Genomic DNA, 24,457 nt, shown 5'->3' with positions numbered 1-24,457 from the left:
GCCCCCCGAGGTGTCTGCCGGTCGCTGCCATCAGGCCAGGGCACCGTCCACGTCGCCTGTCGGGTCGGGCTTTGGCGCCGCATCGCGGCGGTGGACAGCCACGCAGTCGCGGCCTCTGTCCTTGGCGCGGTACAGGGCTTCGTCTCCGGCGTCGAAGAAATCTGAGGCAGAGGCAAAATTGTCGTCCCGGCGGCTGACAACGCCGACGCTGATGGACACTTTCTTGTGCGCCATATCCATGGCCACATGGTCGCGCAGGCGTTCCGCCAGGATAACCGCTTCTTCGCTGCCAGTCCGCGGCAGCAGTACCGCGAACTCCTCACCGCCATAGCGGTAGGCGGCGCCCGGGCGGCGGATGCGGGTTTTGAAAATACGGCCCAGCTCGCGCAAGACTTGGTCACCGATGGCGTGCCCAAACTCGTCATTGAATTTCTTGAAGTTGTCCACGTCGATCACCAGCAGCGACAGGTCAGCTTCCGGGCGCGCGCTGAAGTCGAATTCGGCCTCAAGCTCTTCGTCAAAATGACGACGGTTCGCCAGGCCCGTCAGCGGGTCGATATGCGATTGGTGGCGCAGCTGCTTGACGCGTACGCCAAGGGCCGCGGACAGGAAGATGAATTCGAAGAAGGACCCAACCTGGAAGCCATAATGGGTGATGAAATTATGGGGCAGCAGGCCAAACACTTTCAGGAGGTAAAGAAGCAGGCCGACCAGGAAGACCGACCAAGCCATCAGATAGTAGCGCGCGGCGGCTTCGCCCCGAATATGGGCCACAATGCCCATCGCCAGGACAAGGCCAAGTGCCATCAGGTTGAGGACGGCAAGTGGCATCACCAGGTTGCCATAACCGATGAACGGCACGGACAACAGGATTGGCACCAGTATCAGCTGCAGGCTGGTGACGGCCCGGTGCAAAAACGGCGACAGGCGCTTGATGCCCAGCAGCGAGCGCGAGAATTGCAGCAGGAAGATGATCGACAAGGTCAGGAGCACGGGCCGGCTGATCTGGCCGAACTCCGGCGCGTCGGGCCACAGATACTGGAAGGCCAGGCCATTGAAGGCCATCATATAGCTGCTATAGCTCAGGATGTAGGTCAGGTAATAGAGAAACGCCAGGTGGCGGTCTACCAGATACAGAAGCGAAATACACAGGGCCAGCAACAGGAAGCCGCCAAAATAAGCACCGAACGCCATATATTCGAGTTCGATTTTCGGCAGCAGCGTATGTTGATCATAGAGCGACAGACCAATGTTCACCGGCCCTTCCGTGCGTACGCGCATATAGACGGTCTGTTGCTCGCCGGCCGCCAGTGTCAGCGGGAAAAGGAAATCACGGTGCCGGATCGGGCGGCTGCCAAAGGGGCGCCTGTTGCCTGTTTCCCAGCTTTGTACCTGTTCCTTGCCCGAGAGGACCCAGACATCGACATAATCGAGCAGTGGATAATCAAGTTTGAAGGTAACCTTATCGGCCTTGGCGCCACTGTTCTTAACGGTGAAGCGCACCCACCAGTCGGACCGTGAAAAGCCATAATTTGCGGCGCCCCGGTATAGTGGCTCGAAGCGGGCATTGAAAAGCCCGTCGCGCAGATCATCAGCAGTGAATTCGCGTTTGGGATCTTCAAGAACGTGCAGGTAAGGCGTTACATCGACGACAGACTCGAGGCCATCTATTTCGAGATGATTTTTGGCGAGACCGGGCTGCGACAGTGTCAGAAGCACAAGCCAGAGGGACGCGAGGGTAAATTTCCAAAAAGCCATAGTCGCTTTACCAAACATTGTTCATCACACAACAGGAACAAGGGTCCCGAAATCCGGCCTCATACGAATACTGATGCCCCCACCAAGGTCTTGGAGAGGCCAATCTAGCAAAACTATTTGATAAAGCCGCATATTTTTTTGGTATTAGGGACTAAATCTCACCATTTCTGTAGTAATTGCACCGGAAATGGAACCAGCTACCATGGTGTGACCCCTGTTTAGGCAGTCTTTTTGTTGAGTTAACGCAATCTATTGTCCAAGAAACGCAACTAACGCGGCATTTCGGGCCGTCCATCACTTGATGGGAGGGTCAGCAACGGTGTGACAATAAGCTTGCACTATGCCAGATTGCTGTTGAAGGCTTTTACGAAGGGGGAAAGGCGATGGCGGGCCAGGGAAAATCACGCTTCAACATAAAAGATGCGGCACTTGAAATTACCGGCATTGTCTTTGCCGTTTTGCTGGCGCTGTGGCTGGAGAGCTGGCGCGACGATATGGAGCTTCAGCAGCGGGCCGATGTTGCCCTGTCGCGCATTCAGTTGGAGGTTGAGACCAACCGGCGGGAAGTCAGGGCGTCCATTGCTGAAAACAATGCCAATATCGCGGCCATCACAGCAGCGCTGAAGAACAACACAGGTGCAGACGAAAATAGGCCGCCCCTGATCGACCGGATCGGCCCCCATCTCGCGATCTCTTCCAGTTCATTGAGCGATTCGGCCTGGACGTCAGCCAAAATGACAGAAGTGCTGGGCCGCATGCCGGCAGATCATGTTGCCCGGCTTGCCGGCGTCTATGACACGCAAAGCTATTACCGCGATTACGCCCGCTTTTTCATGCGCGAATATACCAACCTGACCATTGATATTCAGTATGACGAGGTATCGGACAAAGCGGCCCGCAAATTTGTCCAGCATCTGGCGCTGTTGAACAGCATCGGGGATCAGCTGCTGGCAGCCTATGATGGGTATTTGTCGCCGTCACCGGGCACCGACGTGGACTGAGGCGCTGCTACATGCAGGCAATCCGCCAGCTTGTCGCGGCAAATCCGCCGCATCTGGCTGGCGAGCGACCGGTACAGCTGGCGTTTGGCCGCAGTCGGCCGCCAGGCCAGTACCACATCCCTGTCTGATGGGGTTTCGCTCATTTCCAGCACTGTGACGTCATTCCGGGGGGCAATCTCACTGCGGATATAGAGGGCCGGCAGGAACGCCAGGCCAAACCCCGTGCCGATCATCTGCCGCACCGTATCCAGGCTGGTGCCTTCATAGTCCCGCATCAGTCGGGCGCCGAACTGGTTGGCCATGGCCTGCATCTGCTCGAACAGGCGGTGGCGTTCCTCGATCGCCAGCAGGCGTTCGCCCTTGATGGCGCTGGCATCCACCTTGCCCTTGCCAACAAGCGGATGGTCCGGTGGCGCGCACAGCTTGAAGGGTTCGCCGAACAGGGGTTCGACCACCAAACCGCCGATCTCAACCGGCATGGTGGTGAGAATCAGGTCGTAGCGACCGTCCAGAAGGCCGTTTTCAAGCTCGCGCGGGGTCCCTTCGCGCACATAAAGCCTGAGGGTCGGGTCCGTGGTGTGCACCTCTGACAAGACTTCCGGCAGGAAATAGGGCCCCAGGGTGGGCGGTACCCCCAGCCTGTGAACCCCACTGCCGCCGGTGCTGGCAAAGCGCGCCTGTTCGCGAATGCCGTTCACTTCTGTCTCGATGTTGGTGATGTGCGGGATCAGGTCGCGCCCGGCCGCCGTGGGGATCGTGCCAGACCGCGACCGTTCCAGCAGCACCATGCCCAGCGTCTCTTCAAGCGCGGCAATCTGCGAGGTGATTGTGGGCTGCGACACCCCCAGTTTCTGGGACGCAGCCCGGAAGCTGCCTTCCTTTATCACAGCCTGCAAATACATAAGTTGTTTGAGCGTGGGGTATCCAATATCTGCCATGAGGGCCTCTTTTGTGTGATAGATATTTTCTATCACTATTTATGAAAATCTGCCAATTGAATTATCACCTACCTGCGAATACATCCAAGCCACGGAATTTTTCGCCACCGCCAACCCTTCCCCATGGGCGGTGGCTCACGAACGCAGGAGAGTATGATGGACAAAATTGTTGATGGCGTGCTGAAGTTCAAACACGAGGTGTTTCCCGAGCGCAAAGCGCTGTTCGAGGACCTGGCATCGGGCCAAAGCCCTGAGGTGCTGATGATCACCTGTGCCGACAGCCGCATCGACCCTGGCATGATCACCCAGGCCGAGCCGGGTGATCTGTTCATCTGCCGTAACGCAGGTAATATTGTACCGCCGCACAGCACCCACACTGGCGGCAACACCGCCTCCATCGAGTTTGCCGTCGCCGTTTTGGGCGTGACCGACATTGTCGTATGCGGCCACACCGATTGTGGTGCCATGAAAGGCGCCATCAACCCGGAAGCGCTGACAGAACTCCCCCACGTATCCAACTGGCTGGCGCACAGCCGGGCTGCTGTGGCTGTTGCCCGCCGCAAGTATCCAGACCTTGAAGGCAAGGATTTCCTCAAGGCTGTGACGGAAGAAAACGTGCTGCTGCAGCTTCAGCACCTTCGCACACACCCTGTTGTGGCCGCGGGCCTCGCAGAAGGCAAGATCACCCTGCATGGCTGGGTCTATGATATCGGCCACGGTGAAGTGCATGCCTATGACGCAGCCACGGGCAGCTTCAATGCCCTCGCCCATAAAAAAGCCGTCGCATAAAGCGGCGGCCTCCCCCTGAGACAGCAGGACAAGAAAAATGAAATTCCTTGATACTTCAAACATCCGCGGCGACGTGATGGGCGGCCTGACGGCCGGTATCGTTGCATTGCCGCTGGCGCTTGCCTTTGGTGAAGCGTCTGGCGCCGGCCCGATCGCGGGTCTGTACGGCGCTATCATCGTTGGTTTCTTTGCCGCCCTCTTTGGTGGTACCGGCAGCCAGATTTCCGGCCCGACCGGCCCAATGGTTGTTGTGTTCGCGGGCGTGTTCGCCAGCCTGTCGGGTGAACCCGCGCTGGTTTTCGCGGCCGTGGTGCTGGCGGGCCTGCTGCAGATCCTGTTCGGGGTCTTCAAGCTTGGCCAATTTATCCGCCTGGTGCCGTACCCTGTAGTGTCCGGCTTCATGAGCGGCATCGGCGTGATCATCATCGCGCTCCAGCTGGCGCGTCTGTTCGGTCATGAGCCGGAAGGCAGCGGCACCATCCCCGCTATTGCCTCCATTCCGGGCGCCGTGATGGACCCGAACATGGTCGCGCTTGCGCTTGGCCTGCTGACGCTTGCAATCGTATTCTTCTGGCCGAAGAACCTGGGCAAATGGGTGCCTGCGCCCCTGGCGGCGCTTGCGATCGCCACGGGCCTTTCGGTAATGATCTCCGGCGCGCCGATCCTGGGTGACGTACCAACCGGTCTGCCGTCCTTCATTATGCCGGCCTTCTCTGGCGATACGATCTTCATCGTGCTTGAAGCCGCTGTGCTGCTGGCGCTTCTGGGTGCCATCGACAGCCTTCTGACCTCCCTTGTGGCCGACAACATGACGCGCACGCGCCATGATTCGAACCAGGAACTGGTGGGTCAGGGCATCGGTAACACCATCGCAGGCCTCTTTGGTGCTGTGCCGGGCGCGGGTGCTACCATGCGGACAGTTGTGAACATCCGCTCTGGCGGCCAGTTCAAGCTTTCCGGTATGATCCACGGTCTTGTGCTTCTGGCAGTCGCGCTGGTGCTGGCACCGGTGGCAAGCCTGATCCCGCATGCCGCCCTCGCCGGTATCCTGATCAAGGTTGGCTATGACATCATTGACTGGACCTACCTGAAGCGTGCCCACAAAGGCCCGCGCTGGGACCTGGCATTGATGGCTGTTGTTCTGGGCCTGACTGTGTTCGTTGACCTGATCACTGCCGTGGCGGCTGGTGTGGTGCTGGCGGCTCTCGCCTTCATCAAACAGCTCTCCGAGCAGCAGATCAAGAACCTGCAGGTGATTGACCGTGAAGTGGCTGACCCAGAGGAGCGTGCGCTTCTGACCTCGCTGAGGGACCGGGTTTCCGTGTTCGACTTTGGCGGCCCGCTTTCCTTCGGTGCAGCAGCTGACCTGGGTCACCATGTACGCGAGAAAGCCGATGGCGCCACGCGTATCCTGATCATGGATTTCACCCGCGTGCCGTTCCTCGACCTTTCAGCTGCCAAGGCTGTGGAAACCATCGTCGAGGACGCCCGCCACGCAGGCAAGGGCCTGTTCTTCGTGGGCGCATCGGCTGACGTGCGGTCTGTGATCGACGGCCTTCAGGTGGCGACCGGCATGGCAGACGCCCACTGGTTTGACAACCGCATGGTTGCGCTGACGGAAGCAGCGAACCTGATCGAAAAGGATGAAACCGATACGCTGCGCATGGCGGCTGTACCGGCTGAGTAATTCACTTTTCCTATCCACCTTGGGCGCCCTTTGGGGCGCCCATTTTTTTTGCCGGAAATCAGTCTTTCAGGACTTTGGGTCTAGCTGAAGTCCGGTTCGGCGTTCCAGTCGAAGCCTGCAGGCGGGCCATCTGACACGCTGTCTTTGAAGGCCGGGTCGCGTTTTTCAAGGAAGCTTTGAACCCCTTCCTTGCCGTCGCGCATGCTGGTGTGCAGCATGGTGCGGCTTTCGGCTTTGTGGGCCTCCATCGGGTGGCTGGCGCCCATCATGCGCCACAGAAGTTGCCGGTTCAGCGCCACAGACATGGCGCTTGTACGCGCCGAGAAGCTTTCCGCGATTTCATGGGCGCGCGCCAGAAGCGCGTCGGGTTTGACAATCTCTGAAATCAGCCCGCCCGCCAGCGCCTCGTCCGCCTTGAAGACGCGGCCCGTGTAGGACCACTCGGCTGCTTTCGCGATGCCCACCAGGCGCGGCAGGAACCAGCTGGCGCAGCTCTCCAGCGTGATGCCGCGCTCGGCGAACACGAAGCCGAACTTGGCGAAGGGCGACGCGATGCGCACGTCCATCGGCAGCTGCATGGTGGTGCCCACGCCTACGCTGGCGCCGTTGATGGCACCAATCAGCGGCTTTTTCATGCGGTACATGCGCAGGACCACCCGTCCGCCGGTGTCGCGGTTCTTTTCCATCTCGGGCGATGTGGGGTCCACGGTTTCATCCAGCCCGAACACATTGCCGTCAGCCGACAGGTCCATGCCTGCGCAGAAGGCCCGCCCGGCGCCGGTGAAGATCACGGCGCGCACGCTGTCGTCATTGTCGGCGCGGTCCAGCACCTCTTCCATTTCCCGTCCCATGGTGGGGGTGAAGGCATTCATTTTGTCGGGCCGGTTCAGTGTGACGGTCACAACCGGGCCGTCCTGGTCATAGATCAGTGTTTCATAGCTCATCTTGGCGCTCCCTGTTTGAAGTGATCATAGGGCGGTGCGCGGCGGAGGAAAGTGCGCGCCCGCTTGCCTTTCCAGACTGTTCAGTCCATTTTAAGTGAAATCCTTGGGGAGGGAGGCTTAAATGAAAACCTGGTTTCTGGAACAATTGGCCATGTATTCGGCCTATCACCGCGATGGCCGCAACCAGGCCACGCATCATATCGGCGTGCCGATGATTGTCTTTTCGCTTCTTGTGCTCACCAGCACCGTGCCGCTGATGACGCTTGAGGTGGGCCGGATCACGCTGGCGGCTGCCCTGATTGGCGTGCTGCTCCTGTATTATATCGTCAATGCACCGCTGATTGGCACCATCGCTGCGCTGATTTACGGCCTGCTGCTGTATCTCGCCGAAATTTTGGCGCTTGAAGGTGTGGCCTTCGCTGTCAAAAGCTTTGCGGTGCTGTTTATTGTGGGCTGGGCCATCCAGTTCACGGGCCATATTTTTGAAGGCCGCAAGCCGGCGCTTTTTGACAATCTGACTCAGGTCTTTATCGCGCCCGCCTTCCTGATTGCAGAGGTTCTGTTCATGATGGGCCTGGAAACAGGATTAAAAAAAGAAGTTGAGGCGCGGGCCGAAAAATATATGCCTGAAAAAGACGGTTAATTTTCCACCGGAAATAGAATCGTGAAAGTATGCCGGGTAAGGCGTAAGTCGTTGATTTTATTTATGGTTAACGAACAACTTTACCTAAAGTTTAGGCGCTTTATCCTGTATACTCCTCGTCACCCGAGAGGTTGATATTCCGTATTTGAAGCTGCGGTTGGGGCATACGGAAAGCTGGGTATCGACATGCCAAAGGGTGGTAATGGTGGCGTAGACAATGGCACCGACGATGATGATGTCATCGAAGCAACGGAAAACAAAATCAATGGTGGTGATGGCAGTGACATCATCACGGGTACAGACGCCGACGATCGCGTCAATGCGGGCGACGGCGATGACACAGTCACAGGTGGCGCCGGGGACGACACGCTGTATGGCAACGACGGATCAGACACGGCCGTATTTTCAGGCGACGTTCGTGACTATTCATTTGAAGATGGCAAGGGCAACGCGTTCATCGTGTCAGGCAATGACGGCACGGACACCCTGAAACATATCGACACGCTTGTGTTCGATAATTTCACCTTGCTGATTGACGGCACCAATAACGCACCACTGGTTGAAGACTCCTTCCTGGCGGTTTCCGAGGATGGTTCCGGCAGCGTCGATCTTCTTGCGGGCGCATGGGACTATGAAGGCGAAGCCATTTCGGTTGTCGGTGGGTCCGCGACATTCGAATTCGACGCGGCAGGGTCGTACGACTATCTCTCTGTGGGCGAAACCGAAGTCCTGGTGTTTGATTTCACGGCAACAGATGGCACCAACGAGGTGATGCGTTCGGTCACCGTAACCATTGAGGGCGTAAACGATGCGCCTGACGCCATGGATGACAGTGGCACGGTCAGTGAAGAAGGGCCGCCGATTATCGGGTATGCGCTCGATAATGACAGTGACGTGGACCAAAGCGACACATTGACGGTTACAACTGTTGCCGGCGGTGCAGTGGGGTCCACCATCACGCTTGCGTCTGGCGCTGTTGTCATGATGCACGCCAACGGGACATACAGCTATGATCCAGCCGGTTCATTTGATGATCTCGAAGATGGTGAAACCGCAGCGGACAGCTTTACCTATACGGTTTCTGACGGAAACGGTGGTGAAGATACGGCGACGGTGTCAATCACCATAACCGGTGTTGGCAATGACGAGTTCGAGCTTAGCCAGGCCCCGATAGATCTGGGGGCCGAGGAAATCGTCAATGTCGCCTATCTCTATTACGAAACCTTCTATGGCGATAATGGTGACAATGAAATCGCCTATGATGTCGACTATTATATCTATGGGACCCGGGCATATCTTTATGACGGTGACGATATCGTCCAGTTGCGGTCTTTTGCGGAGGGTACCGAGAATGGCAATCTCTATAATAACTGGCTGTATGGTGATGGCGGTGATGATGCGCTGGGGCTGCAGTCAGGTGGCGGTGCGAATGGTTGGGGTTACTATAACGGCCTGAGCGGCGGTGATGACGATGATTTGCTCGTGCTTCAGATCAATGGCGACTTTCAGGGATACGCCTACAATAGCTATTTCTATGGTGGCCAGGGCAATGATGAAGCCTATCTGCAGGTCAATGGTGACGGGTCCGGCTATGGTTGGGGCAACAGCTTCATCTACGACACGCGCTATTATGCAAATGACGGTGATGACAGTTTCCTGCTGCAGCAGAATGCTACGAACACCGGCGATGCCGGCATCTATAGCAGTTACCTTTATGGCGACGCCGGCAATGACAGCATAACGGTCGAACAGAATGGCGACGGCAACTACTATAGTTACGCCCTTTACCAACATCTGTTTGGCGGCACCGGTGATGACGACCTGACCATTGACGCCTCCGATGTCACCAACGCTGTCTACAATGCCCAGGTTTTCAATAACAGGCTCTATGGACAGGACGGTGACGATACCCTGACGATCTTAGGGTCTGATGAAACCGGCTCACAATATGGCGTACGCTTCAACTATATGTTCGGTGGCAATGGGAACGATTCCATCACCATTGTGACCGAAAGCTCAAGCTCGTACGCTAATCGACTGTATGGTGAAGCTGGCAATGACACGCTGCAGTCCGGCGCAGGCCGTGACTATATGTGGGGTGGGTTGGACGCAGACACTTTCGTTTTCGCTGATGGGTTCGCTGATGACTATGTGTTCGACTATCAGGACGGGACGGACAAGATTGATGTTTCCGGCATGAGTGGTGTGAACAGTTTTGATGACCTCAATATCATCGATGCAGGGTCGATTACCTATATCGACTTTGGTGGCGGCGATATCATTGCCCTTGTCAATGTGAACGCCGGCGATCTCGGTGCCGATGATTTCATCTTCTGACGGTAATGGTCGGGGGCCTGGATGTCGATTGCTCCAGCCCCCCGGCATCTGCCTGCCAGACCCGGATGGCCCCCTACATAGGGGGCTGGAAACAGGGTTAAAAAGAAGAAATTGGGGCGTGCGCAAAAAAATATCTTAAATAGGGCTACAAACTAAAGTTGATAGGTGTGCGCTCGACTGCAATACACAAGGATAAGATAAAAGCGCCAAAGTTGGGGATTTTTTTGCTGTCGGTGACGACAATCTTAAAGTTTTTCTTCAGAAATATGGTTAATAAAATACAACCAAAAGTATTCGAAATGTAAAACAGGCTAAAAATACAACCGAATTTCGGTATCACAACATGAAGAAACGCAATAATTCGTTAAAATTTTATTTAAATTTGAGATACAATGACGCGCTCGATAGTTCGGAGTTCCCAAATTTGCACGGCTGGGGGTAAATGCTGGGAAAGGACACGACAATGCCTAAGGGCGGTAATGGTGGCGTAGATAACGGCACCGATGACGATGATGTCATCGAAGCAACCGAAAACAAAATCAACGGCGGGGACGGCGATGATGTCATTGTGGGGACAGGCAATGCCGACCGCGTAAATGCCGGAGACGGCGATGATACAGTCACCGGTGGAGCAGGTGACGACACACTCTATGGGAATGATGGGTCGAATACGGCCGTCTTCTCAGGCGATGTGCGGGATTATACATTTGAAGATGGCAGGGGGAATGCCTTCATTGTGTCGGGGGACGATGGCACAGACACCCTGAAGCACTTCGACAGGCTTGTTTTCGACAATTTCACAATTGACCTGACCGGCAATAACGCGCCGCTGGTCGATGATCACGCCATGACGGTATCGGAAGATGGCGACGGCAGCCTCGACCTTCTGGCTGGTGCCTGGGACTATGAAGGCGACGAGATGACGGTTACCGGCGCATCCGCCGGCAGCCTTGATGGCAGCAGCCTGACATATGATGCAGCTGGCAGCTTTGACTATCTGGCCGTTGGCGAAACCGCCGAGGTTGTTGTGGACTATACCGTCAGTGACGGCACGGATTCTTCGGCAGGCTCGGTAACGGTCACGGTTGAAGGCGCCAACGACGGCCCTGTGGCCGCTGACGATGCGGGCTCTACTGACGAGAATACCGCGATCACAATGGATGTTCTGGCCAACGATACAGACGTGGACCTGAGCGACACCCACACGGTTGACAGTGTGTCTGTCAGCTCGGGTGGCGGCACGGCGTCTATTGTCGGCAATCAGGTCCAGTGGGACCCGGGCAGCGACTATGACTATCTGGCCGCGGGCGAAAGCGCGGTGGTTGAGCTTTCCTATTCCATGTCGGACAACAATGGCGGCACCAGCGATGCAACCGCCACCATTACGGTGAATGGTGTCAATGACGCGCCTGAGTTTGCAGGTGGCGATTCCGGGTCTGTCACGGCAGTAGCTGTGGAACCCGATGCCGGGGAGGCCGGACCACTGGTGTTCACGGTTGAGCAATATACCGGGTTCCAGTCCAACAATCTGGCAACGTTGCAGAATTATGCGGCCACGCATGCTGCCAACTATGTCGGTGAAACCGAAGTGATCGATTTCACCGATGATCCGGGCGGCTTCGCAGGCGAAATTCCTGGCAGCAACCCTTGGCCTGCTGCGGCAGCTACAGGATCATCCGGGACGGGCGGCATCAATGATGTCTTCTTCGCCCGGATCACCACCGACTTTAGCGTGTCAGAAGCCGACACTTATACCTTCCGGACCTTCAATGATGACGGCGTCTTCCTCATGGTTGACGGCCAGCTGATCATCAGTGACACGGGCTACCATCCGGAAGCACCGTTTGAAGGCAGCATTGCCCTCTCACCTGGCGACCATTCGCTTGAGCTGTTCTTCTTTGAGTATGGCGGCGAAGCATCGCTTGAACTGTCGGTCAGGGATTCATCAGGCAGTTATGAACTGCTGGGTGCTGCGGGCGGCCTTGCTGGCTCTGCCAACGCACTGCTGACGGATTCCGGTACGCTTGATTTCTCCGACGCTGATCTGTCGGACGGTCATTCCGTTTCAGTTGCCGACGGCGGCGCAGGCTATCTGGGCACCTTTGTGGCCACGATCTCCGACCCGTCGCAAGGCGATGGTTCGGGCCAGGTAAGCTGGGACTTCACGGTGGATAACGACGCCCTCGTAGCGCTTGGCGAAGGTGAGAGCCTGACCCAGACCTATGATGTGACGGTATCTGACGGCAATGGCGGCGAAGCGACCGAGACGGTAACCATCACCATGGTGGGCACCAACGAGGCGCCTGTGGTCAGCGGTGTCGGTACGACCGGTGAAGTCACGGAAGACAGCGGCGACGGCCAAGTCGCCACTGGTACCGTGGAAGCGACAGATGCTGACGCATCTGATGACCTGGACTGGAGCGGCGATGCGGTCGGGACCTATGGTACCCTCACTGTCGATGCCGACGGCAATTGGGAATACACGCTGGATAACAGCAACCCGGATGTCCAGGCTCTCGATGGGGATTCTGACCCACTGCAGGATGTGTTCACCCTGACCGTCAGTGACGGCATCAGTGATGCAACCGAAGAAGTCATGATCACGATCAACGGTACGGACGAACCGGAAATTCCGGAAATCTCGGAAGGCAACCTGGAGGCTGGCAGCAGTGCCATTGGCTCTGTAGCCCAGGCTGGCTGGTACAATTCCGCGGATCCGGATCACAGTGACTTCTGGTATGTGGCGCTTGAGGCCGGAACGGTTGTAACCATTCAGGTGGACCGTCTGGAATCTGCGCTTGATCCAGCGCTCTTCATCTTCCAGGGCGTGATCGATGATCCTCTTGCCACTTTCGGCACCAACATCGATTTCAATTCCGAGCCTGGTTATATCGGCTTCGCGGATGACGAAATCTGGCGGTCGGATGGTCCTTTCGGTGATCCGCTGTTTACCTTCACCGTTCAGGAAACCGGCATGTATACCTTCATCGTCACCAACTATCTCAGCGGTGGTGACCATGGCGGGGACTTCCAGTTCGACTATCAGATCAGCGTCGACGTTGACTGATACAGTACTGCTGAAGTCTGGAAACAGGTGGGGAGCGCGATTTCGCGCTCCTCATTTTTTTTGTCGGATGCTTTGAGGGTCGGCTAAAGGTAGGGGCTCAAAAGCCACAGCACGCGGCCCAGCGCGCGTTTGAAGGTAGACCGGTTCTTGAAATCGTCCCGCGTCATGGGGGTGGCGCGGCTCATGCGTTCCCGCACCCAGTCGGTCATGGTGCCGGCGAAGCGGGCATCATAGCATTCCACATTGAATTCGAAGTTCAGCTTCAGCGACCGGGCGTCCCAGTTCGACGATCCGAACAGCACCCAGTCGTCATCCACAATCATCAGTTTGGTATGGTCGAACGGTGGCTCAGACAGATACAGGTTGCAGCCAATCTGCACCAGTTGCCGCGCACCAGATAGCGACGATAGCGCAAACAGTGGCAGGTTGTTCTGGCTGGGCACCAGCATATCCACCTGCACCCCCCGAAGCGCCGCCTGCTTGAGCGCGGCAATCAACCCCGGTTCCGGCAGGAAATAGGGTGTTACCAGTTGCACCCGTTTGCGCGCGCTTGAAAGCGCGCTTTCCATGATCATGGCGGTCTTGTGGTAATATTCGTCTGGCCCGTCGGGGATGGACCGCGCCGTGATATTGGGCGCTTGCGGTTCAGCGGGCGGCATCCATACCGTGTCATCCAGGTCTTCCTTGGTGGAAAAAGCCCAGTCATCGGCGAAAGCTTCCATCATCTGGCTGACAATGGGGCCCTTCAGGCGGAAGTGGGTGTCGCGCACCCGCGGGCTGCCGTCAGTGCGTTCCAGATGATGCTTGCGAATGTTCATGCCGCCGGCGAAGCCCATGTTGCCGTCCACGATCAGGAGCTTCCGGTGGGTGCGCAGGTTGAAGAAGGCCAGCCGCCACGACAGCCGCGCCGGGTTGAACACCGCCACAGGCACCCCGCGCCGCCTGAGAAGGTTCGAGACCGGCTTCAGGCCATAAAGGTTGCCCACTGCATCCACCAGCACCCGCACCTGAACGCCGCGTTCGTGCGCCCGCGCCAGTGCGGCTACGAACCGCCTGCCAGCCTGGTCCGCCTGGAAGATATAGGTGGTCAGCGCGACGGTGCGTTTGGCGCCGTCGATGGCCTGGATCATGGCGTCATAGGCTTCGCGCCCGCCCGTCAGCGGCTCAATGCTGTTACCCAGCGTCAGCGGCAGGTTGGTAACACGGCCGCCAAGGCGCGCGTGGGCCTGCCACCGGTTGGCCGCGTCCGGCACGCCGTCAGTCAAGGCGGGGCCTTCAGGCTCGCGTGCGTGTTCGGGCCTCGGTGCCATGCCCCGGCGTTCCCGCACGCGCCGGGCCCGGCGCCTGATGCGGTTGATGCCGAACAGGATGTAGCTCAGCAGCCCCAGCATGGGGGCGATCCAGACCAGGCCGATCCAGGTGATGGCCGAGCGCACGTCATTCTTGGTGCGCAGAATATGGATGCTGGCAAGCAGCTGGGCCAGGAAAACAAAGCCCACTATCAGCCAGCCGTTAGGCCATATCAGTGCTTCCAGATTCATAAATCCCCATCCGAATGATCTTCTTATCACCATATAGGGGTTTGGCCCCGCCTGTGAAGGCCCAAAGATGATTTGGCAGACCGCCCTAGGCGCCTGAAATTACAGGCTGATTTCTTGCTTGAGCAGGGCGGGGAATGGCGCTAGCGTGCGCTCATGGCCTCACGTTCCACATTCGCGACCGCCCCGAAACCCTTGCGGGCAGACGATCTTGCCTGCTTCCGTGGCGGGCGGATGGTGTTTGAGCGTCTTTCCTTCACCCTTGATCCCGGCGAGCTTCTGTATCTCAGGGGCAAAAACGGCAGCGGCAAATCGACGCTCCTCAGGTTGATCGCGGGCTATCTGCGCATCCACGGTGGCACGCTGATGGTTGGCGATGACGCCTGGTGGCGCGGCGATGCGGCGCTCTCGGAAGCGTTGATTTACGCCGGCCACGACAATGCGCTGAAGCCGGTGCTGACGCTGCGGGAAAACGCTCGCGAGCTGACGCGCCTGATGACCGGGCACGCCGTGGGCGATGTGGCGCTGGCGGACGCCGCCGACGTGTTCGGCCTGACCGGGCTTCTGGACCAGCCGGTGCGATATTTTTCCAGCGGGCAGCGGCACCGGTCGAATCTGATGCGTTTCGCTTACCTGAAGCGCCCGCTGTGGCTGATGGATGAACCCACCGTGGGTTTGGACACTGAAAACCGCGAAGCGCTGGCGGGCCTGATGCGTGCCCACCTGGACGCGGGCGGCATGATCATTGCCGCGACCCACGACCCGATCGGGGTTGAGGGCGCGATGATTGACATGCGCGACTATCAGCCCAAAGTAAGCCTTGAGGAGGCATGGCTATGACCATGGCTCCTCAAAGCACACAGGATACCTCCCTTAGCGGTATTTTCTTTGGCATCGTTAAGCGCGATGTGCGCCTGGCCTGGTCGCAGGGCGGCACGGGCACCATGGCGCTCAGCTTCTTCCTGATTGCCGTCACCCTGTTCCCGTTTGGAGTGGGGCCGGAGCCGCAGATCCTGGCGCGCATCGCGCCGGGCGTCATCTGGGTGGTGGCTTTGCTTGCGTGCCTCATCAGCCTCGACCGGCTTTACCAGGCGGATTTTGAAGACGGCAGCCTGGATGATCTGGCGCTGTCGCCCTTGGGCCTCACCGGTGTGGCGGCGGCCAAGATTTTGGCGCACTGGGTATCGACTGTGCTGCCGCTTGTGGTCATCTCGCCAGTGCTTGGCATGCTGATGAACCTGCCGGACGGTGCCTATGGTACGCTCCTGATCTCGCTTCTTGTCGGCACGCCCGCGCTCAGCCTGATCGGCAGCATGGGCGCGGCGCTGACGGTATCGGTGCGCCGGGGCGGGGTTTTGCTCTCACTTCTGGTGCTGCCCCTTTATGTGCCGACGCTGATTTTCGCCGTGGGCGCGGTGGACGCGACCGCCGGACTGGTGGACCCAACCCAGCCGCTGGCGCTTCTGGGGGCAGCCAGTTTGCTGGCGCTCGTGATCGGCCCGTTTGTCAGCGCCCAGGCGCTTCGCTTGTCGCTTGAATAGTGCTGGGGTTGTCGCTTGAATAACAAGGCTGTGTGAGGCATCACGTCGCACTTGCCGCGCGCGCGGGATCACTATAGGTAAAGGCCATGCATAGATTCGCCAATCCAGCTCAGTTCAACCGCCTGGCAGACAGGATTCTGCCGTGGGCGAAACTTGTGCTGGCGGCATCGCTTGTCTATGGCATCTATCTGGCGTTCCTCGGCAGCCCACCGGACCAGTATCAGGGCGAAAGCGTGCGCATCATGTATGTGCATGTGCCGGCGGCCTGGATGGCCATGTTCTGCTATCTGGTGGTGGCAGGCGCAAGCTTCACCGAATTTGTCTGGCGCCACCCGCTGGCGATTTTGGCGGGCAAGGCCGCCGCGCCCATTGGCGCCACCTTCACGGCACTGGCGCTGATCACCGGCGCGCTGTGGGGAAAGCCAACCTGGGGCACCTACTGGCAGTGGGACGGTCGCATGACATCGGTGCTGGTACTGTTTTTCCTGTATCTGGGTTATATGGCCATCTGGCGCAGCATGGACGAGGAAGACAAGGCAGGCCGCGCGGCGTCCATTTTGGCGCTTGTGGGCGTCATCAACCTACCGATCATCAAATTCTCGGTCGAATGGTGGAACACGCTGCATCAGCCCGCCAGCGTGTTCCGGCTGGACGGGCCGACCATCAGCGCCGACATGCTCTGGCCGTTGTTTATGATGGCCATCGCCTTCAAGGCCTATTTTGTTCTCGTGTTTCTCTATAGGATGAAGCTTGAGATCAACCGCCGCAAGCTCAGTGTCTTGCGCATGAGCAGGGTGACCGGCTGATGACAGACCTTTTTGATATGGGCAGTGTTGGCCCCTTCGTCATTGGCGCCTATGGCGTCACTGCCGTGGCGCTTGTGGCGCTTGCGGTTCTCAGCCTGCGTGCGAACAAGGCGGCGGCGGCAGAGGTCGAGCGCATGCGCCCGAAGCGCCGCAGGAAACCTGACGAGGGAGACAGCTGATGGCGGGCCTTAAGACCAGAAAACGCCAGCGCCTTGTGGTGATGATTGTGGCTGTGGCCGTGCTTGCGCTTGCTGCCTTCCTGATCGTATTCGCCGGGCGCCAAACCGGCAGCTTCAACCTATTTCTGCAGCCCTCTGAGGTGTTCCAGCAGAAGGTGGCCGTGGGCCAGCGTTTCCGCCTGGGCGGCCTGGTGGAAACCGGCTCGGTCGCGCGCAAGGACGACGGCCTGACGTACGAGTTTCGCGTGACAGATTGCGCCGCAGACCTGCCGGTGAGCTATACCGGCATCATGCCCAGCCTGTTCCGTGAAGGTCAGGGTGTGGTCTCCGAAGGCGCGCTGAACGCCGATGGTGTCTTTGTGGCTGACACGGTTCTGGCCAAGCACGACGAAAATTACGCAGCACCCGGCACACTGCCGAAGAATGAAGAAGCCTGCGGCCACCCTGAAGCCCTGACGGCGGGGCAGGACGGCAGATGATCGCAGAGCTGGGCCATTTCGCCACTATTCTGGCGCTTGTGTTGGCGCTTCTTGGCGCTACGGTGCCGCATGTGGGCATCGCCCGCGGCGACAGCCGCCTGATGGCCGTGGCAGACAATGCGGCGATCGGCCAGTTCCTGATGGCGATCATTGCGTTCGGCGCCTTGATGTACAGCTATATCATCTCTGATTTTTCCGTGTATGCCGTGGCCGCCAACTCGCATTCGGCCAAGCCGATGCTCTATAAAATCGCGGGCGTGTGGGGCAACCATGAAGGCAGCCTCCTGCTGTGGATATTGATGCTCACGCTCTTTGCTGCCGCGCTGTCGCTGAAGGGCCGTAAGCTGCCGCAGCGCTTCCGCACGCGGGTGATCGCGGTGCAGAGCGCCCTTGTCGTCGGCTTCCTGCTGTTCATCCTTTTCACCAGCAACCCATTCGTCCGGCTTGACCCGGCGCCTTTTGAAGGCAACGGCCTGAACCCCCTGCTGCAGGACCCGGGCCTCGCCTTCCATCCGCCCATGCTGTACCTCGGGTATGTCGGCCTGTCCGTCGCCTTTTCCTTTGCCGTCGCGGCGCTGATCGAAGGCGAAGTGACGCCCCTGTGGGCGCGCTGGGTGCGGCCCTGGACCTTGGTGGCCTGGATGTTCCTGACCGCCGGCATCATCCTTGGCTCCTGGTGGGCCTATTATGAACTCGGTTGGGGCGGTTGGTGGTTCTGGGACCCGGCTGAAAACGCCAGCTTCATGCCATGGCTTGTGGCGACCGCGCTCCTGCATTCCGCCATTGTGGTGGAAAAACGTGATGCGCTCAAAAGCTGGACGATCCTTTTGTCGATCGTGGCTTTCTCTTTCAGCCTCCTGGGCACGTTCCTGGTGCGCTCAGGCGTGATCACCAGCGTGCATGCCTTCGCCAATGACCCGGCGCGGGGTGTCTTCATCCTGGGCTTCCTGGTGGTGGTGATCGGCGGGGCGCTGACGCTCTATGCCTGGCGTGCACCCAAACTGACGCCGGGTGGCTTGTTCGGGCTGGTGAGCCGCGAAAGCGCGCTTGTGCTCAACAACATCCTGCTGTCGACCTTCGCCGGTGTGGTGCTGGTGGGCACCCTGTATCCGCTTGTGCTGGAAGCCACGGGTTCCGGCCAGATCAGTGTCGGTGCGCCCTTCTTTGACTTCGGCGCGATTGTGTTGATGAGCCCCCTCATTGTGGCGCTGGGCTTCGGCCCCTTGCTGGCCTGGAAACGCGGGCGCCTGCCACGCGCGGCCACGACGCTGTTGCCGGCCCTTGTTGTGGCGCTGGTGGTGGGGCTGTTCACTTATTGGCAAACGGCAGGCGGCGTGGTGATGACCGCCTTTGGCCTGCTGCTGGCCACCTGGCTTCTGGCGTCTGTGGCGATGGAAATCGCGGAGCGTACCCAACTGTTCAAGAACCCGGCCGGTTTCCTGCGCCGGCTGCGCCACCTGCCGCGCGCCAGCTGGGGCATGAGCCTGGCGCATTCTGGCGTTGCGGTGCTTTTGTTTGGCATCACCATTTCTGAGGCCTGGACCGAAGAAAAACTGGTGATCATGCAGCGCGGCGATACGGCTGAGGTGGGCGACTATAGCGTCCGGTTTGATGGTGTGGCGCCGGTGACGGGCCCCAACTATACTGCCATTCAAGGCCATTTTTACGCCAGCCCGAAATCGGGCGGCGCGGACATCATGCTTGAGCCACAGGACCGGCTCTATACAGACCCGGTGATGAACACCACGGAAGCCGCCATCCATTCGATGCTGTCGGGTGACCTGTATGCCGTGATCGGCGAGGCCGCGGGCGGTGGCCGTTGGTCTGTCCGGCTATATTTCAAGCCGTTTGTTGTTGGCCTTTGGCTGGGCGCCGCGATGATGGTTCTGGGCGGCTTGCTGTCGCTCAGCGACCGGCGGCTCAGGGTCGGCGCACCCAAGGCGAAAAAATTGAGCGCGGAGGCCTGATCATGCAGCGGTTTGCTCCCCTTATCATCGTTCTCGCGCTGGCGGGCCTGTTCTTCATGATGATGACGCAGGAAGGCCGCAACCCGAATGAGATCAAGAGCGTGATGATCGGCAAACCGGCACCGGCTTTCTCCATTCCGGGGCTTGAGGCGGACGCACCGGGGCTCACGGACGCAGACCTCAGGACCGGCGAACCGGTGCTGGTGAATTTCTTTGCCAGCTGGTGTGTGCCGTGCCGCGCCGAACATGAAAGCCTGATGGCCCTGGCGCGCGAACACGGCGCAACCGTCATCGGCATCGCCTACAAGGACACGCCGGACCGGTCGCTCGCGTTTCTGGATGAGCTTGGCAACCCCTTTGCAAAAACCGGCGCAGACCTGGATGGCCGTGTGGCCATTGACTGGGGCGTGACTGGCGTGCCGGAAACCTTCCTGGTCGACGGCAGTGGTACCATTGTCTATCGCCATTGGGGCCCGATCGTGGGCGACGGGCTTGAAGCTCAGGTGCTGCCAGCCCTGGAGGCGCTGAAATGATGCGCGCACTCACTGCATTCCTGCTTACCATTGCCCTGACTGTCGCGGCGCTTGCGGTCGCGGTGGATGAAAAGCCGCTCGAAGACCCGGCCAAGGAAGCCATGGCGCGGGAGCTGATGAAAGAGCTGCGCTGCGTGGTATGCCAGAACCAGTCGATCGAGGATTCGAACGCCGATATCGCCCGCGACCTCAGGCAGATTGTGCGCGAACGCATCGCCATGGGCGACACGCCGGATAATGTGAAGGCCTATCTGGTGGACCGCTACGGCGATTATGTGCTGCTGGAGCCACCGTTGAAGCCGACCACCTATTTCCTGTGGGGCTCGCCGTTCATTTTCCTCGGTTTCGTGGTTTATATGGTGCTCCGGTCCCGCAAGAAACCCGTTGCGCCCGCACCCCTCAGCGCTGAAGAACAGGCGGAACTTGATACGATTCTCGGCAAGCGGGAGGACGACGCATGATCTGGCTTTTGCTTGCCCTGACAGCCCTTCTGGTGGCGCTTGTGTTGATCATCGGGCGCGGGCGCGGCCAGACGGTTGATCCGCTGGATCATTACCGCGCGCAGCTTGATGAGATCACGGAAGATGAGGCTCGCGGCGTCGTGGACGCGGAAAGCGCCCGCGCGGCCCGCCTTGAAGTGGAGCGCCGTATCCTCAAGGTGGCCAAACAGAAAACCAGCACCGGTACAGTTGCGGGCGACAAGCGCCTGCCGGTCCTGCTGGCGGCTATCACCCTTGTGGCTGCCTTCACGCTCTATGGCTTTATGGGGCGGCCTGACCTGCCCGCCAAGCCGGGGATGGTGGCAAGCGGCCTCGACCAGCTGGTGGAAGAAGGCGGGCCCACATTTGGCGAGGCCATCAGGTCCATCCAGAAGCACCTGAAGGACGAGCCACAGGACCAGAAAGCCTGGGAAATACTAGCCAAGACCTCGCGGTCGGTGCGTGATTTTTCAACCGCCGCCAATGCCTTCGGCCAGCTTGCCTTGCTGGACCCAACCAATGCCACCTGGCGCGCGCAACAGTTGGAAGCCATGATTGCCATGTCCGGGGGGCAGATTTCGCCCGCTACCCGCCTTGTGCTGGGCAAGCTGATCGAAGAGTTCCCGGATCATGCGGCCGGGCAATATTATCTGGGCATGGCCCGCTTGCAGGCGGGTGATGAGGCGGGTGCAAAGGCCACTTGGACGGCGCTGGCGGACAGGTCCGCCCCCGATGCGCCCTGGATGCCCATGCTCCGGCGACAGCTCTCAAGCCTGGGGGTTGCGCCGCCGAAGCTGACGGACGAGCAAATGGCGTCGGTTGAAAATATGACCGAAGACCAGCGCCAGGCCTTTATCGCCAGCATGATGGCGCGGCTTGAAGCCAAGCTCGAATCGGCGCCTGATGACGCGGAAGGCTGGATGATGCTGGCGCGCTCGCACCTGACGATGGGAGACCGGGAGGCCGCGATTGACGCTCTTGAGCGCGGTTTAAGCCATGTTTCGGGCGAAAAAGCCGCTGGCCTGCAGGGCTTTCTTGACAATTTGACGTCCAATCCCGATCTTTAAGACTCTGGTCAGAATTGCGCTCTATGATGCGCGACAGGAGCCTAGGCCCTTCATGGCTCCCAATGGATACCGGAACACTAATCGGCCCGAAGAATTCGTCTGCCAGATTCCAGCGCTAAAATAGCCTACTCGTGAGATTGAGGTCAAAAGACCATGGTCGACATTAACCCGAACGCCTCTGGGCTTCAGTCCCAGTTGCAGGCTCAGCTTCAGAATGGCCGTGGTGCACGGGCCGCGGCAAACAAACTCGACCTGACGCCCCGCCCGACGGACGTGATCGAGGAGCGCATCAAGGCGCGCCAGAGCGAAGGCAACAGGCAGGCGCCGGCGCAGCAATCTGAAAAATCGAACCGGAACGCAGATCTTTCTTCGACACAGGAACTCGAGGCAGCTCAGAGCCGCGTCAGCGACATTGGCACCAGCCAGCGCGAAGCGCCGATTGGCCGCTTGTCCACGCAGGCCAGCAGCCAGCGCGACGTGCCGCTGGGGCAGATCATCGATATCCGCGTATAGCGTTTTAGGGCTGGACAGCGCGCGTGACCGCCTTAGATTTCTAGTCATGGCGAACACACCAAAAGCACCCAAAAACTTCCACCATACCGTGCCTGAGGGCGACGAACGCGAGCGGCTTGTCTGCCGCGACTGCGGCTTCATCGCCTATGAGAACCCGCGCATTATTGCAGGGTCTGTAGTCGAGCATGACGGCAAGATCCTCTTGTGCAAGCGCGCCATCTTTCCCCAGAAAGGCAAATGGACCATCCCGGCCGGTTTCCTTGAGGTGGGTGAAAGCCCTGACGAAGGTGCTGCCCGCGAGGCCTATGAAGAAGCCATGGCGCATATCGAAATCCGTGATCTGTTGGCGGTTTATTCGGTGCGGCACATCAGCCAGGTGCATATGATGTACCGCGCCACGCTCAAATCGCCGGACTTCGCGCCCGGCATTGAAAGCCAGGAAGTGGGGCTGTTTGCGTGGGACGACATCCCGTGGGACGAACTGGCGTTCCCCAGTGTCCATTGGGTGCTGGGTCACTACCGCGAGGCCCAAGGCAAGTCCGGTTTCGCGCCCTTTACCAACCCTGTATGACGCCTGAGCTGGCCTTTTTGCGGCTACCGGCTTTATTCCCTGCCGCATAGGGTGTATGGGTGAAGGCCCGTAGTTTTCCCCCGTAGTTTTCCAAAGAATGGTGTTCTGCTCCCCATGATATCCCAACTGACCCGCCTCCGTCCTTCGCCCATACGCTGCATTGGCACCTACCACAAGACAGGGACCGTCTGGATGCGGAGAGTTTTCAAGGATGTTGCAGCAGCGATCGGCAGCGATTTTGGTGACCTGCGGGAGGCGGACGCAGCGGCAGTGCCGCAGAAAAACACCATATACCTAGAAGATCATACTCATTTTCCGGCGCCGTTCCTGAAGCGAAAGGTTCGGGGTATCCGTATTGTCCGCGACCCCCGCGACGTGGTGATCTCCGGCGCGCACTATCACGCGAGATCCTCCGAGGCCTGGCTTCACGAAGCCAAGCCTTTTTTTGACGGCAAGACCTACGCTGAAATGATCAATAGCTTCGAGACGATCACGGATCGCTACCGGTTCGAGATGGATAATGCGGCCGCGGACACCATCGCCGCCATGACGGATGCCAAGGGCGACAAGGCCCAGCAGCAGTTCCTGGAGCAGAATTTCCTGACGGTGAAATATGAAGATCTGGTGGAAGACACCGAGCTGACTGAGTTCAGCAAGGTGTGCCAACACCTCAAATTACCGGTCAGAAAGGCCAAGCCAGCGTTCCTCAAACATTCGCTTTTCGCCAACAAGAACGCCGTGGGCCACCACGGGCGCTCAGGCAGGAAGCAGCAGTGGAAAAGCGTGTTTGACCAGAAGCTGGGCCGCGCGTTTGCAGACAGGCACCAGCGCTCCCTCGAAATCCTGGGCTATGAAAAGGACGACAGCTGGGTTGAAAGCCTGAAGCCCTAGGACTTGGTCTCGTCTTCTTCCGGCATGTGTTTCATCAGCATGGGCATGTGCGCCAGGATGAAGATGAAGTTGATGCCCGTGTAGCCGAAGGTCTTGAAATTCACCCAGAATTCGTCGCTCTGCGTGCGCCAGATCAGCTCGTTCACCGCCGCCATCACCAGGAAGAAGATGGCATAGTTGCGCGACAGGACCCGCCACGCGGCATCCGGCAGGTGAAACGCCAGCTCCATGATGGACTTGATATAAAGCCGCCCGGTCGCCAACCCGAACAAAAGGATTGCCGCAAAGATGCCGTTGAGGATGGTCAGTTTCATCTTCACGAAAACGGCGCTCTGCAGGTAAAGCGTCAGCCCGCCCATCACCATGACCACCACAAAGGTGAATTTATGCATGGCGCTGACGTGGCCAAGTTTCACTTTTGAATAGAGGGCAGCAATGACGATGGCGACCATGAAGGGAATGGTTGCGGTGATCACCGCCTGTTCGCCTTCGCCAAAGCGGAAGGCGATGAAAAACACCAGGAGCGGGCCGAAATCCAGCATGAATTTGCGCCAGCCGGTCAGCTGTGGTTTGGCGTCCTGCTGGCCGTCAGTGCCGGTTTCTATTGTGGCTTTTTTGTCATCCATAGTGGTTTCGGTGCCTCATCGCGCATTTGTGATCACATTTGGCGCTTGCCCGGTCATCAAGTGGCTGGCTAGATAGCGCACCACCAAACGCAGGAAAGCAGGC

Annotated in this window: 23 protein-coding genes; 18 read left to right on the top strand and 5 right to left on the bottom strand. The window is 58.8% G+C overall.

The genetic code is table 11. The annotated features are described in order from the left end of the window. Window positions 1–30: 30 nt before the first annotated feature. On the bottom strand, window positions 31–1,758 hold the full coding sequence (locus tag KORLAC_RS16265; protein WP_074519282.1) for a diguanylate cyclase: 1,728 nt from the start codon (window positions 1,756–1,758) through the stop codon (window positions 31–33). Window positions 1,759–2,141: 383 nt separating this feature from the next. Between KORLAC_RS16265 and KORLAC_RS16260 the strand changes: the two genes are divergently transcribed. Continuing rightward, window positions 2,142–2,759 (top strand): hypothetical protein, encoded by a 618-nt coding sequence (locus tag KORLAC_RS16260; RefSeq protein WP_068308494.1) that lies wholly within the window; start codon window positions 2,142–2,144, stop codon window positions 2,757–2,759. Here KORLAC_RS16260 and KORLAC_RS16255 read toward each other — a convergent pair. Next, complete coding sequence (locus KORLAC_RS16255) at window positions 2,714–3,697, bottom strand: hydrogen peroxide-inducible genes activator (protein ID WP_068308492.1); 984 nt, start codon at window positions 3,695–3,697, stop codon at window positions 2,714–2,716. The two genes, KORLAC_RS16260 and KORLAC_RS16255, sit on opposite strands and share 46 nt — an antisense overlap. 156 nt (window positions 3,698–3,853) lie before the next feature. Here KORLAC_RS16255 and KORLAC_RS16250 point away from each other — a divergent pair, with 156 nt between their 5' ends. Together KORLAC_RS16250 and KORLAC_RS16245 are read left to right on the top strand one after the other, a co-directional pair. Further along, on the top strand, window positions 3,854–4,486 hold the full coding sequence (locus tag KORLAC_RS16250; RefSeq protein ID WP_068308490.1) for a carbonic anhydrase: 633 nt from the start codon (window positions 3,854–3,856) through the stop codon (window positions 4,484–4,486). Between the two features lie 37 nt (window positions 4,487–4,523). Further along, window positions 4,524–6,173, top strand: coding sequence for a SulP family inorganic anion transporter (locus KORLAC_RS16245; protein ID WP_068308488.1), 1,650 nt, complete (start codon window positions 4,524–4,526; stop codon window positions 6,171–6,173). Between the two features lie 80 nt (window positions 6,174–6,253). Here KORLAC_RS16245 and KORLAC_RS16240 read toward each other — a convergent pair whose 3' ends face one another. After that, window positions 6,254–7,117 (bottom strand): crotonase/enoyl-CoA hydratase family protein, encoded by an 864-nt coding sequence (locus KORLAC_RS16240; protein ID WP_068308487.1) that lies wholly within the window; start codon window positions 7,115–7,117, stop codon window positions 6,254–6,256. Between the two features lie 121 nt (window positions 7,118–7,238). On the opposite strand from KORLAC_RS16240, the gene KORLAC_RS16235 reads away from it, so the two are divergent. The 3 genes from KORLAC_RS16235 (at window position 7,239) to KORLAC_RS16225 (ending at window position 13,164) form a co-directional block, all read left to right on the top strand. Further along, window positions 7,239–7,760, top strand: a complete 522-nt coding sequence (locus KORLAC_RS16235) for an Mpo1 family 2-hydroxy fatty acid dioxygenase (protein WP_068308480.1) — start codon at window positions 7,239–7,241, stop codon at window positions 7,758–7,760. Window positions 7,761–7,946: 186 nt separating this feature from the next. Beyond that, window positions 7,947–10,097, top strand: coding sequence for an Ig-like domain-containing protein (locus tag KORLAC_RS16230; RefSeq protein ID WP_068308479.1), 2,151 nt, complete (start codon window positions 7,947–7,949; stop codon window positions 10,095–10,097). A 463-nt stretch (window positions 10,098–10,560) separates the two neighbouring features. After that, a complete protein-coding gene (locus KORLAC_RS16225) occupies window positions 10,561–13,164 on the top strand; it encodes a VCBS domain-containing protein (RefSeq protein WP_068308477.1) in 2,604 nt (867 codons plus the stop codon). Window positions 13,165–13,247: 83 nt separating this feature from the next. On the opposite strand, the gene KORLAC_RS16220 is transcribed toward KORLAC_RS16225, so the two are convergent. After that, window positions 13,248–14,705 carry a phospholipase D-like domain-containing protein gene (locus KORLAC_RS16220; protein ID WP_068308473.1) on the bottom strand — a complete coding sequence of 486 codons (1,458 nt, stop codon included), beginning with the start codon at window positions 14,703–14,705 and terminating at the stop codon, window positions 13,248–13,250. Window positions 14,706–14,858: 153 nt separating this feature from the next. On the opposite strand from KORLAC_RS16220, the gene ccmA reads away from it, so the two are divergent. From ccmA to KORLAC_RS16160, 12 genes are all read left to right on the top strand, one after another. Further along, the gene (gene ccmA, locus KORLAC_RS16215; RefSeq protein ID WP_068308472.1) at window positions 14,859–15,542 is read left to right on the top strand and encodes a heme ABC exporter ATP-binding protein CcmA; all 684 of its coding nucleotides are present in this window, start codon (window positions 14,859–14,861) and stop codon (window positions 15,540–15,542) included. 2 nt (window positions 15,543–15,544) lie between these two features. After that, a complete protein-coding gene (gene ccmB, locus KORLAC_RS16210) occupies window positions 15,545–16,243 on the top strand; it encodes a heme exporter protein CcmB (RefSeq protein ID WP_068309363.1) in 699 nt (232 codons plus the stop codon). An 86-nt stretch (window positions 16,244–16,329) separates the two neighbouring features. After that, window positions 16,330–17,049, top strand: coding sequence for a heme ABC transporter permease (locus KORLAC_RS16205; protein WP_068308471.1), 720 nt, complete (start codon window positions 16,330–16,332; stop codon window positions 17,047–17,049). Beyond that, window positions 17,049–17,228, top strand: a complete 180-nt coding sequence (gene ccmD / locus KORLAC_RS16200; RefSeq protein WP_068308470.1) for a heme exporter protein CcmD — start codon at window positions 17,049–17,051, stop codon at window positions 17,226–17,228. Before KORLAC_RS16205 ends, ccmD begins: the two co-directional genes overlap by 1 nt. Next, window positions 17,228–17,707 carry a cytochrome c maturation protein CcmE gene (ccmE, locus tag KORLAC_RS16195; RefSeq protein WP_068308468.1) on the top strand — a complete coding sequence of 160 codons (480 nt, stop codon included), beginning with the start codon at window positions 17,228–17,230 and terminating at the stop codon, window positions 17,705–17,707. The genes ccmD and ccmE overlap by 1 nt, the downstream gene beginning before the upstream one ends. Continuing rightward, window positions 17,704–19,674 (top strand): heme lyase CcmF/NrfE family subunit, encoded by a 1,971-nt coding sequence (locus KORLAC_RS16190; protein ID WP_068308467.1) that lies wholly within the window; start codon window positions 17,704–17,706, stop codon window positions 19,672–19,674. The genes ccmE and KORLAC_RS16190 overlap by 4 nt, the downstream gene beginning before the upstream one ends. A gap of 2 nt (window positions 19,675–19,676) precedes the next feature. Then, window positions 19,677–20,207, top strand: coding sequence for a DsbE family thiol:disulfide interchange protein (locus KORLAC_RS16185; protein ID WP_068308466.1), 531 nt, complete (start codon window positions 19,677–19,679; stop codon window positions 20,205–20,207). Then, window positions 20,204–20,668, top strand: a complete 465-nt coding sequence (locus KORLAC_RS16180) for a cytochrome c-type biogenesis protein (RefSeq protein WP_068308465.1) — start codon at window positions 20,204–20,206, stop codon at window positions 20,666–20,668. The genes KORLAC_RS16185 and KORLAC_RS16180 overlap by 4 nt, the downstream gene beginning before the upstream one ends. Beyond that, the gene (gene ccmI / locus KORLAC_RS16175) at window positions 20,665–21,753 is read left to right on the top strand and encodes a c-type cytochrome biogenesis protein CcmI (RefSeq protein WP_068308463.1); all 1,089 of its coding nucleotides are present in this window, start codon (window positions 20,665–20,667) and stop codon (window positions 21,751–21,753) included. The genes KORLAC_RS16180 and ccmI overlap by 4 nt, the downstream gene beginning before the upstream one ends. A gap of 153 nt (window positions 21,754–21,906) precedes the next feature. Beyond that, a complete protein-coding gene (locus KORLAC_RS16170; RefSeq protein ID WP_068308461.1) occupies window positions 21,907–22,266 on the top strand; it encodes a hypothetical protein in 360 nt (119 codons plus the stop codon). Between the two features lie 46 nt (window positions 22,267–22,312). Next, window positions 22,313–22,837: an NUDIX hydrolase gene (locus tag KORLAC_RS16165; protein ID WP_068308459.1), complete on the top strand. Its 525-nt coding sequence runs from the start codon at window positions 22,313–22,315 to the stop codon at window positions 22,835–22,837. Window positions 22,838–23,029: 192 nt separating this feature from the next. Next, complete coding sequence (locus tag KORLAC_RS16160) at window positions 23,030–23,728, top strand: sulfotransferase domain-containing protein (RefSeq protein ID WP_068308457.1); 699 nt, start codon at window positions 23,030–23,032, stop codon at window positions 23,726–23,728. Here the strand turns inward: KORLAC_RS16160 and ispZ are convergent. Continuing rightward, the gene (gene ispZ / locus KORLAC_RS16155; protein ID WP_074519252.1) at window positions 23,725–24,354 is read right to left on the bottom strand and encodes a septation protein IspZ; all 630 of its coding nucleotides are present in this window, start codon (window positions 24,352–24,354) and stop codon (window positions 23,725–23,727) included. The two genes, KORLAC_RS16160 and ispZ, sit on opposite strands and share 4 nt — an antisense overlap. Window positions 24,355–24,457 lie beyond the last annotated feature (103 nt).

The organism is Kordiimonas lacus (assembly GCF_001550055.1).
GTDB lineage: Bacteria > Pseudomonadota > Alphaproteobacteria > Sphingomonadales > Kordiimonadaceae > Kordiimonas > Kordiimonas lacus.
The sequence above is the reverse complement of the archived record's forward strand: the minus strand, read 5'-3'. Positions and strand labels throughout refer to the sequence as shown.

What these genes read in the sequence shown, in the direction of transcription:
- KORLAC_RS16265 (WP_074519282.1), bottom strand. Translation starts at nt 1,758, where the DNA reads ATGGCTTTTTGGAAATTTACCCTCGCGTCCCTCTGGCTTGTGCTTCTG.
- KORLAC_RS16260 (WP_068308494.1), top strand. Translation starts at nt 2,142, where the DNA reads ATGGCGGGCCAGGGAAAATCACGCTTCAACATAAAAGATGCGGCACTT.
- KORLAC_RS16255 (WP_068308492.1), bottom strand. Translation starts at nt 3,697, where the DNA reads ATGGCAGATATTGGATACCCCACGCTCAAACAACTTATGTATTTGCAG.
- KORLAC_RS16250 (WP_068308490.1), top strand. Translation starts at nt 3,854, where the DNA reads ATGGACAAAATTGTTGATGGCGTGCTGAAGTTCAAACACGAGGTGTTT.
- KORLAC_RS16245 (WP_068308488.1), top strand. Translation starts at nt 4,524, where the DNA reads ATGAAATTCCTTGATACTTCAAACATCCGCGGCGACGTGATGGGCGGC.
- KORLAC_RS16240 (WP_068308487.1), bottom strand. Translation starts at nt 7,117, where the DNA reads ATGAGCTATGAAACACTGATCTATGACCAGGACGGCCCGGTTGTGACC.
- KORLAC_RS16235 (WP_068308480.1), top strand. Translation starts at nt 7,239, where the DNA reads ATGAAAACCTGGTTTCTGGAACAATTGGCCATGTATTCGGCCTATCAC.
- KORLAC_RS16230 (WP_068308479.1), top strand. Translation starts at nt 7,947, where the DNA reads ATGCCAAAGGGTGGTAATGGTGGCGTAGACAATGGCACCGACGATGAT.
- KORLAC_RS16225 (WP_068308477.1), top strand. Translation starts at nt 10,561, where the DNA reads ATGCCTAAGGGCGGTAATGGTGGCGTAGATAACGGCACCGATGACGAT.
- KORLAC_RS16220 (WP_068308473.1), bottom strand. Translation starts at nt 14,705, where the DNA reads ATGAATCTGGAAGCACTGATATGGCCTAACGGCTGGCTGATAGTGGGC.
- ccmA (WP_068308472.1), top strand. Translation starts at nt 14,859, where the DNA reads ATGGCCTCACGTTCCACATTCGCGACCGCCCCGAAACCCTTGCGGGCA.
- ccmB (WP_068309363.1), top strand. Translation starts at nt 15,545, where the DNA reads ATGGCTCCTCAAAGCACACAGGATACCTCCCTTAGCGGTATTTTCTTT.
- KORLAC_RS16205 (WP_068308471.1), top strand. Translation starts at nt 16,330, where the DNA reads ATGCATAGATTCGCCAATCCAGCTCAGTTCAACCGCCTGGCAGACAGG.
- ccmD (WP_068308470.1), top strand. Translation starts at nt 17,049, where the DNA reads ATGACAGACCTTTTTGATATGGGCAGTGTTGGCCCCTTCGTCATTGGC.
- ccmE (WP_068308468.1), top strand. Translation starts at nt 17,228, where the DNA reads ATGGCGGGCCTTAAGACCAGAAAACGCCAGCGCCTTGTGGTGATGATT.
- KORLAC_RS16190 (WP_068308467.1), top strand. Translation starts at nt 17,704, where the DNA reads ATGATCGCAGAGCTGGGCCATTTCGCCACTATTCTGGCGCTTGTGTTG.
- KORLAC_RS16185 (WP_068308466.1), top strand. Translation starts at nt 19,677, where the DNA reads ATGCAGCGGTTTGCTCCCCTTATCATCGTTCTCGCGCTGGCGGGCCTG.
- KORLAC_RS16180 (WP_068308465.1), top strand. Translation starts at nt 20,204, where the DNA reads ATGATGCGCGCACTCACTGCATTCCTGCTTACCATTGCCCTGACTGTC.
- ccmI (WP_068308463.1), top strand. Translation starts at nt 20,665, where the DNA reads ATGATCTGGCTTTTGCTTGCCCTGACAGCCCTTCTGGTGGCGCTTGTG.
- KORLAC_RS16170 (WP_068308461.1), top strand. Translation starts at nt 21,907, where the DNA reads ATGGTCGACATTAACCCGAACGCCTCTGGGCTTCAGTCCCAGTTGCAG.
- KORLAC_RS16165 (WP_068308459.1), top strand. Translation starts at nt 22,313, where the DNA reads ATGGCGAACACACCAAAAGCACCCAAAAACTTCCACCATACCGTGCCT.
- KORLAC_RS16160 (WP_068308457.1), top strand. Translation starts at nt 23,030, where the DNA reads ATGCGGAGAGTTTTCAAGGATGTTGCAGCAGCGATCGGCAGCGATTTT.
- ispZ (WP_074519252.1), bottom strand. Translation starts at nt 24,354, where the DNA reads ATGGATGACAAAAAAGCCACAATAGAAACCGGCACTGACGGCCAGCAG.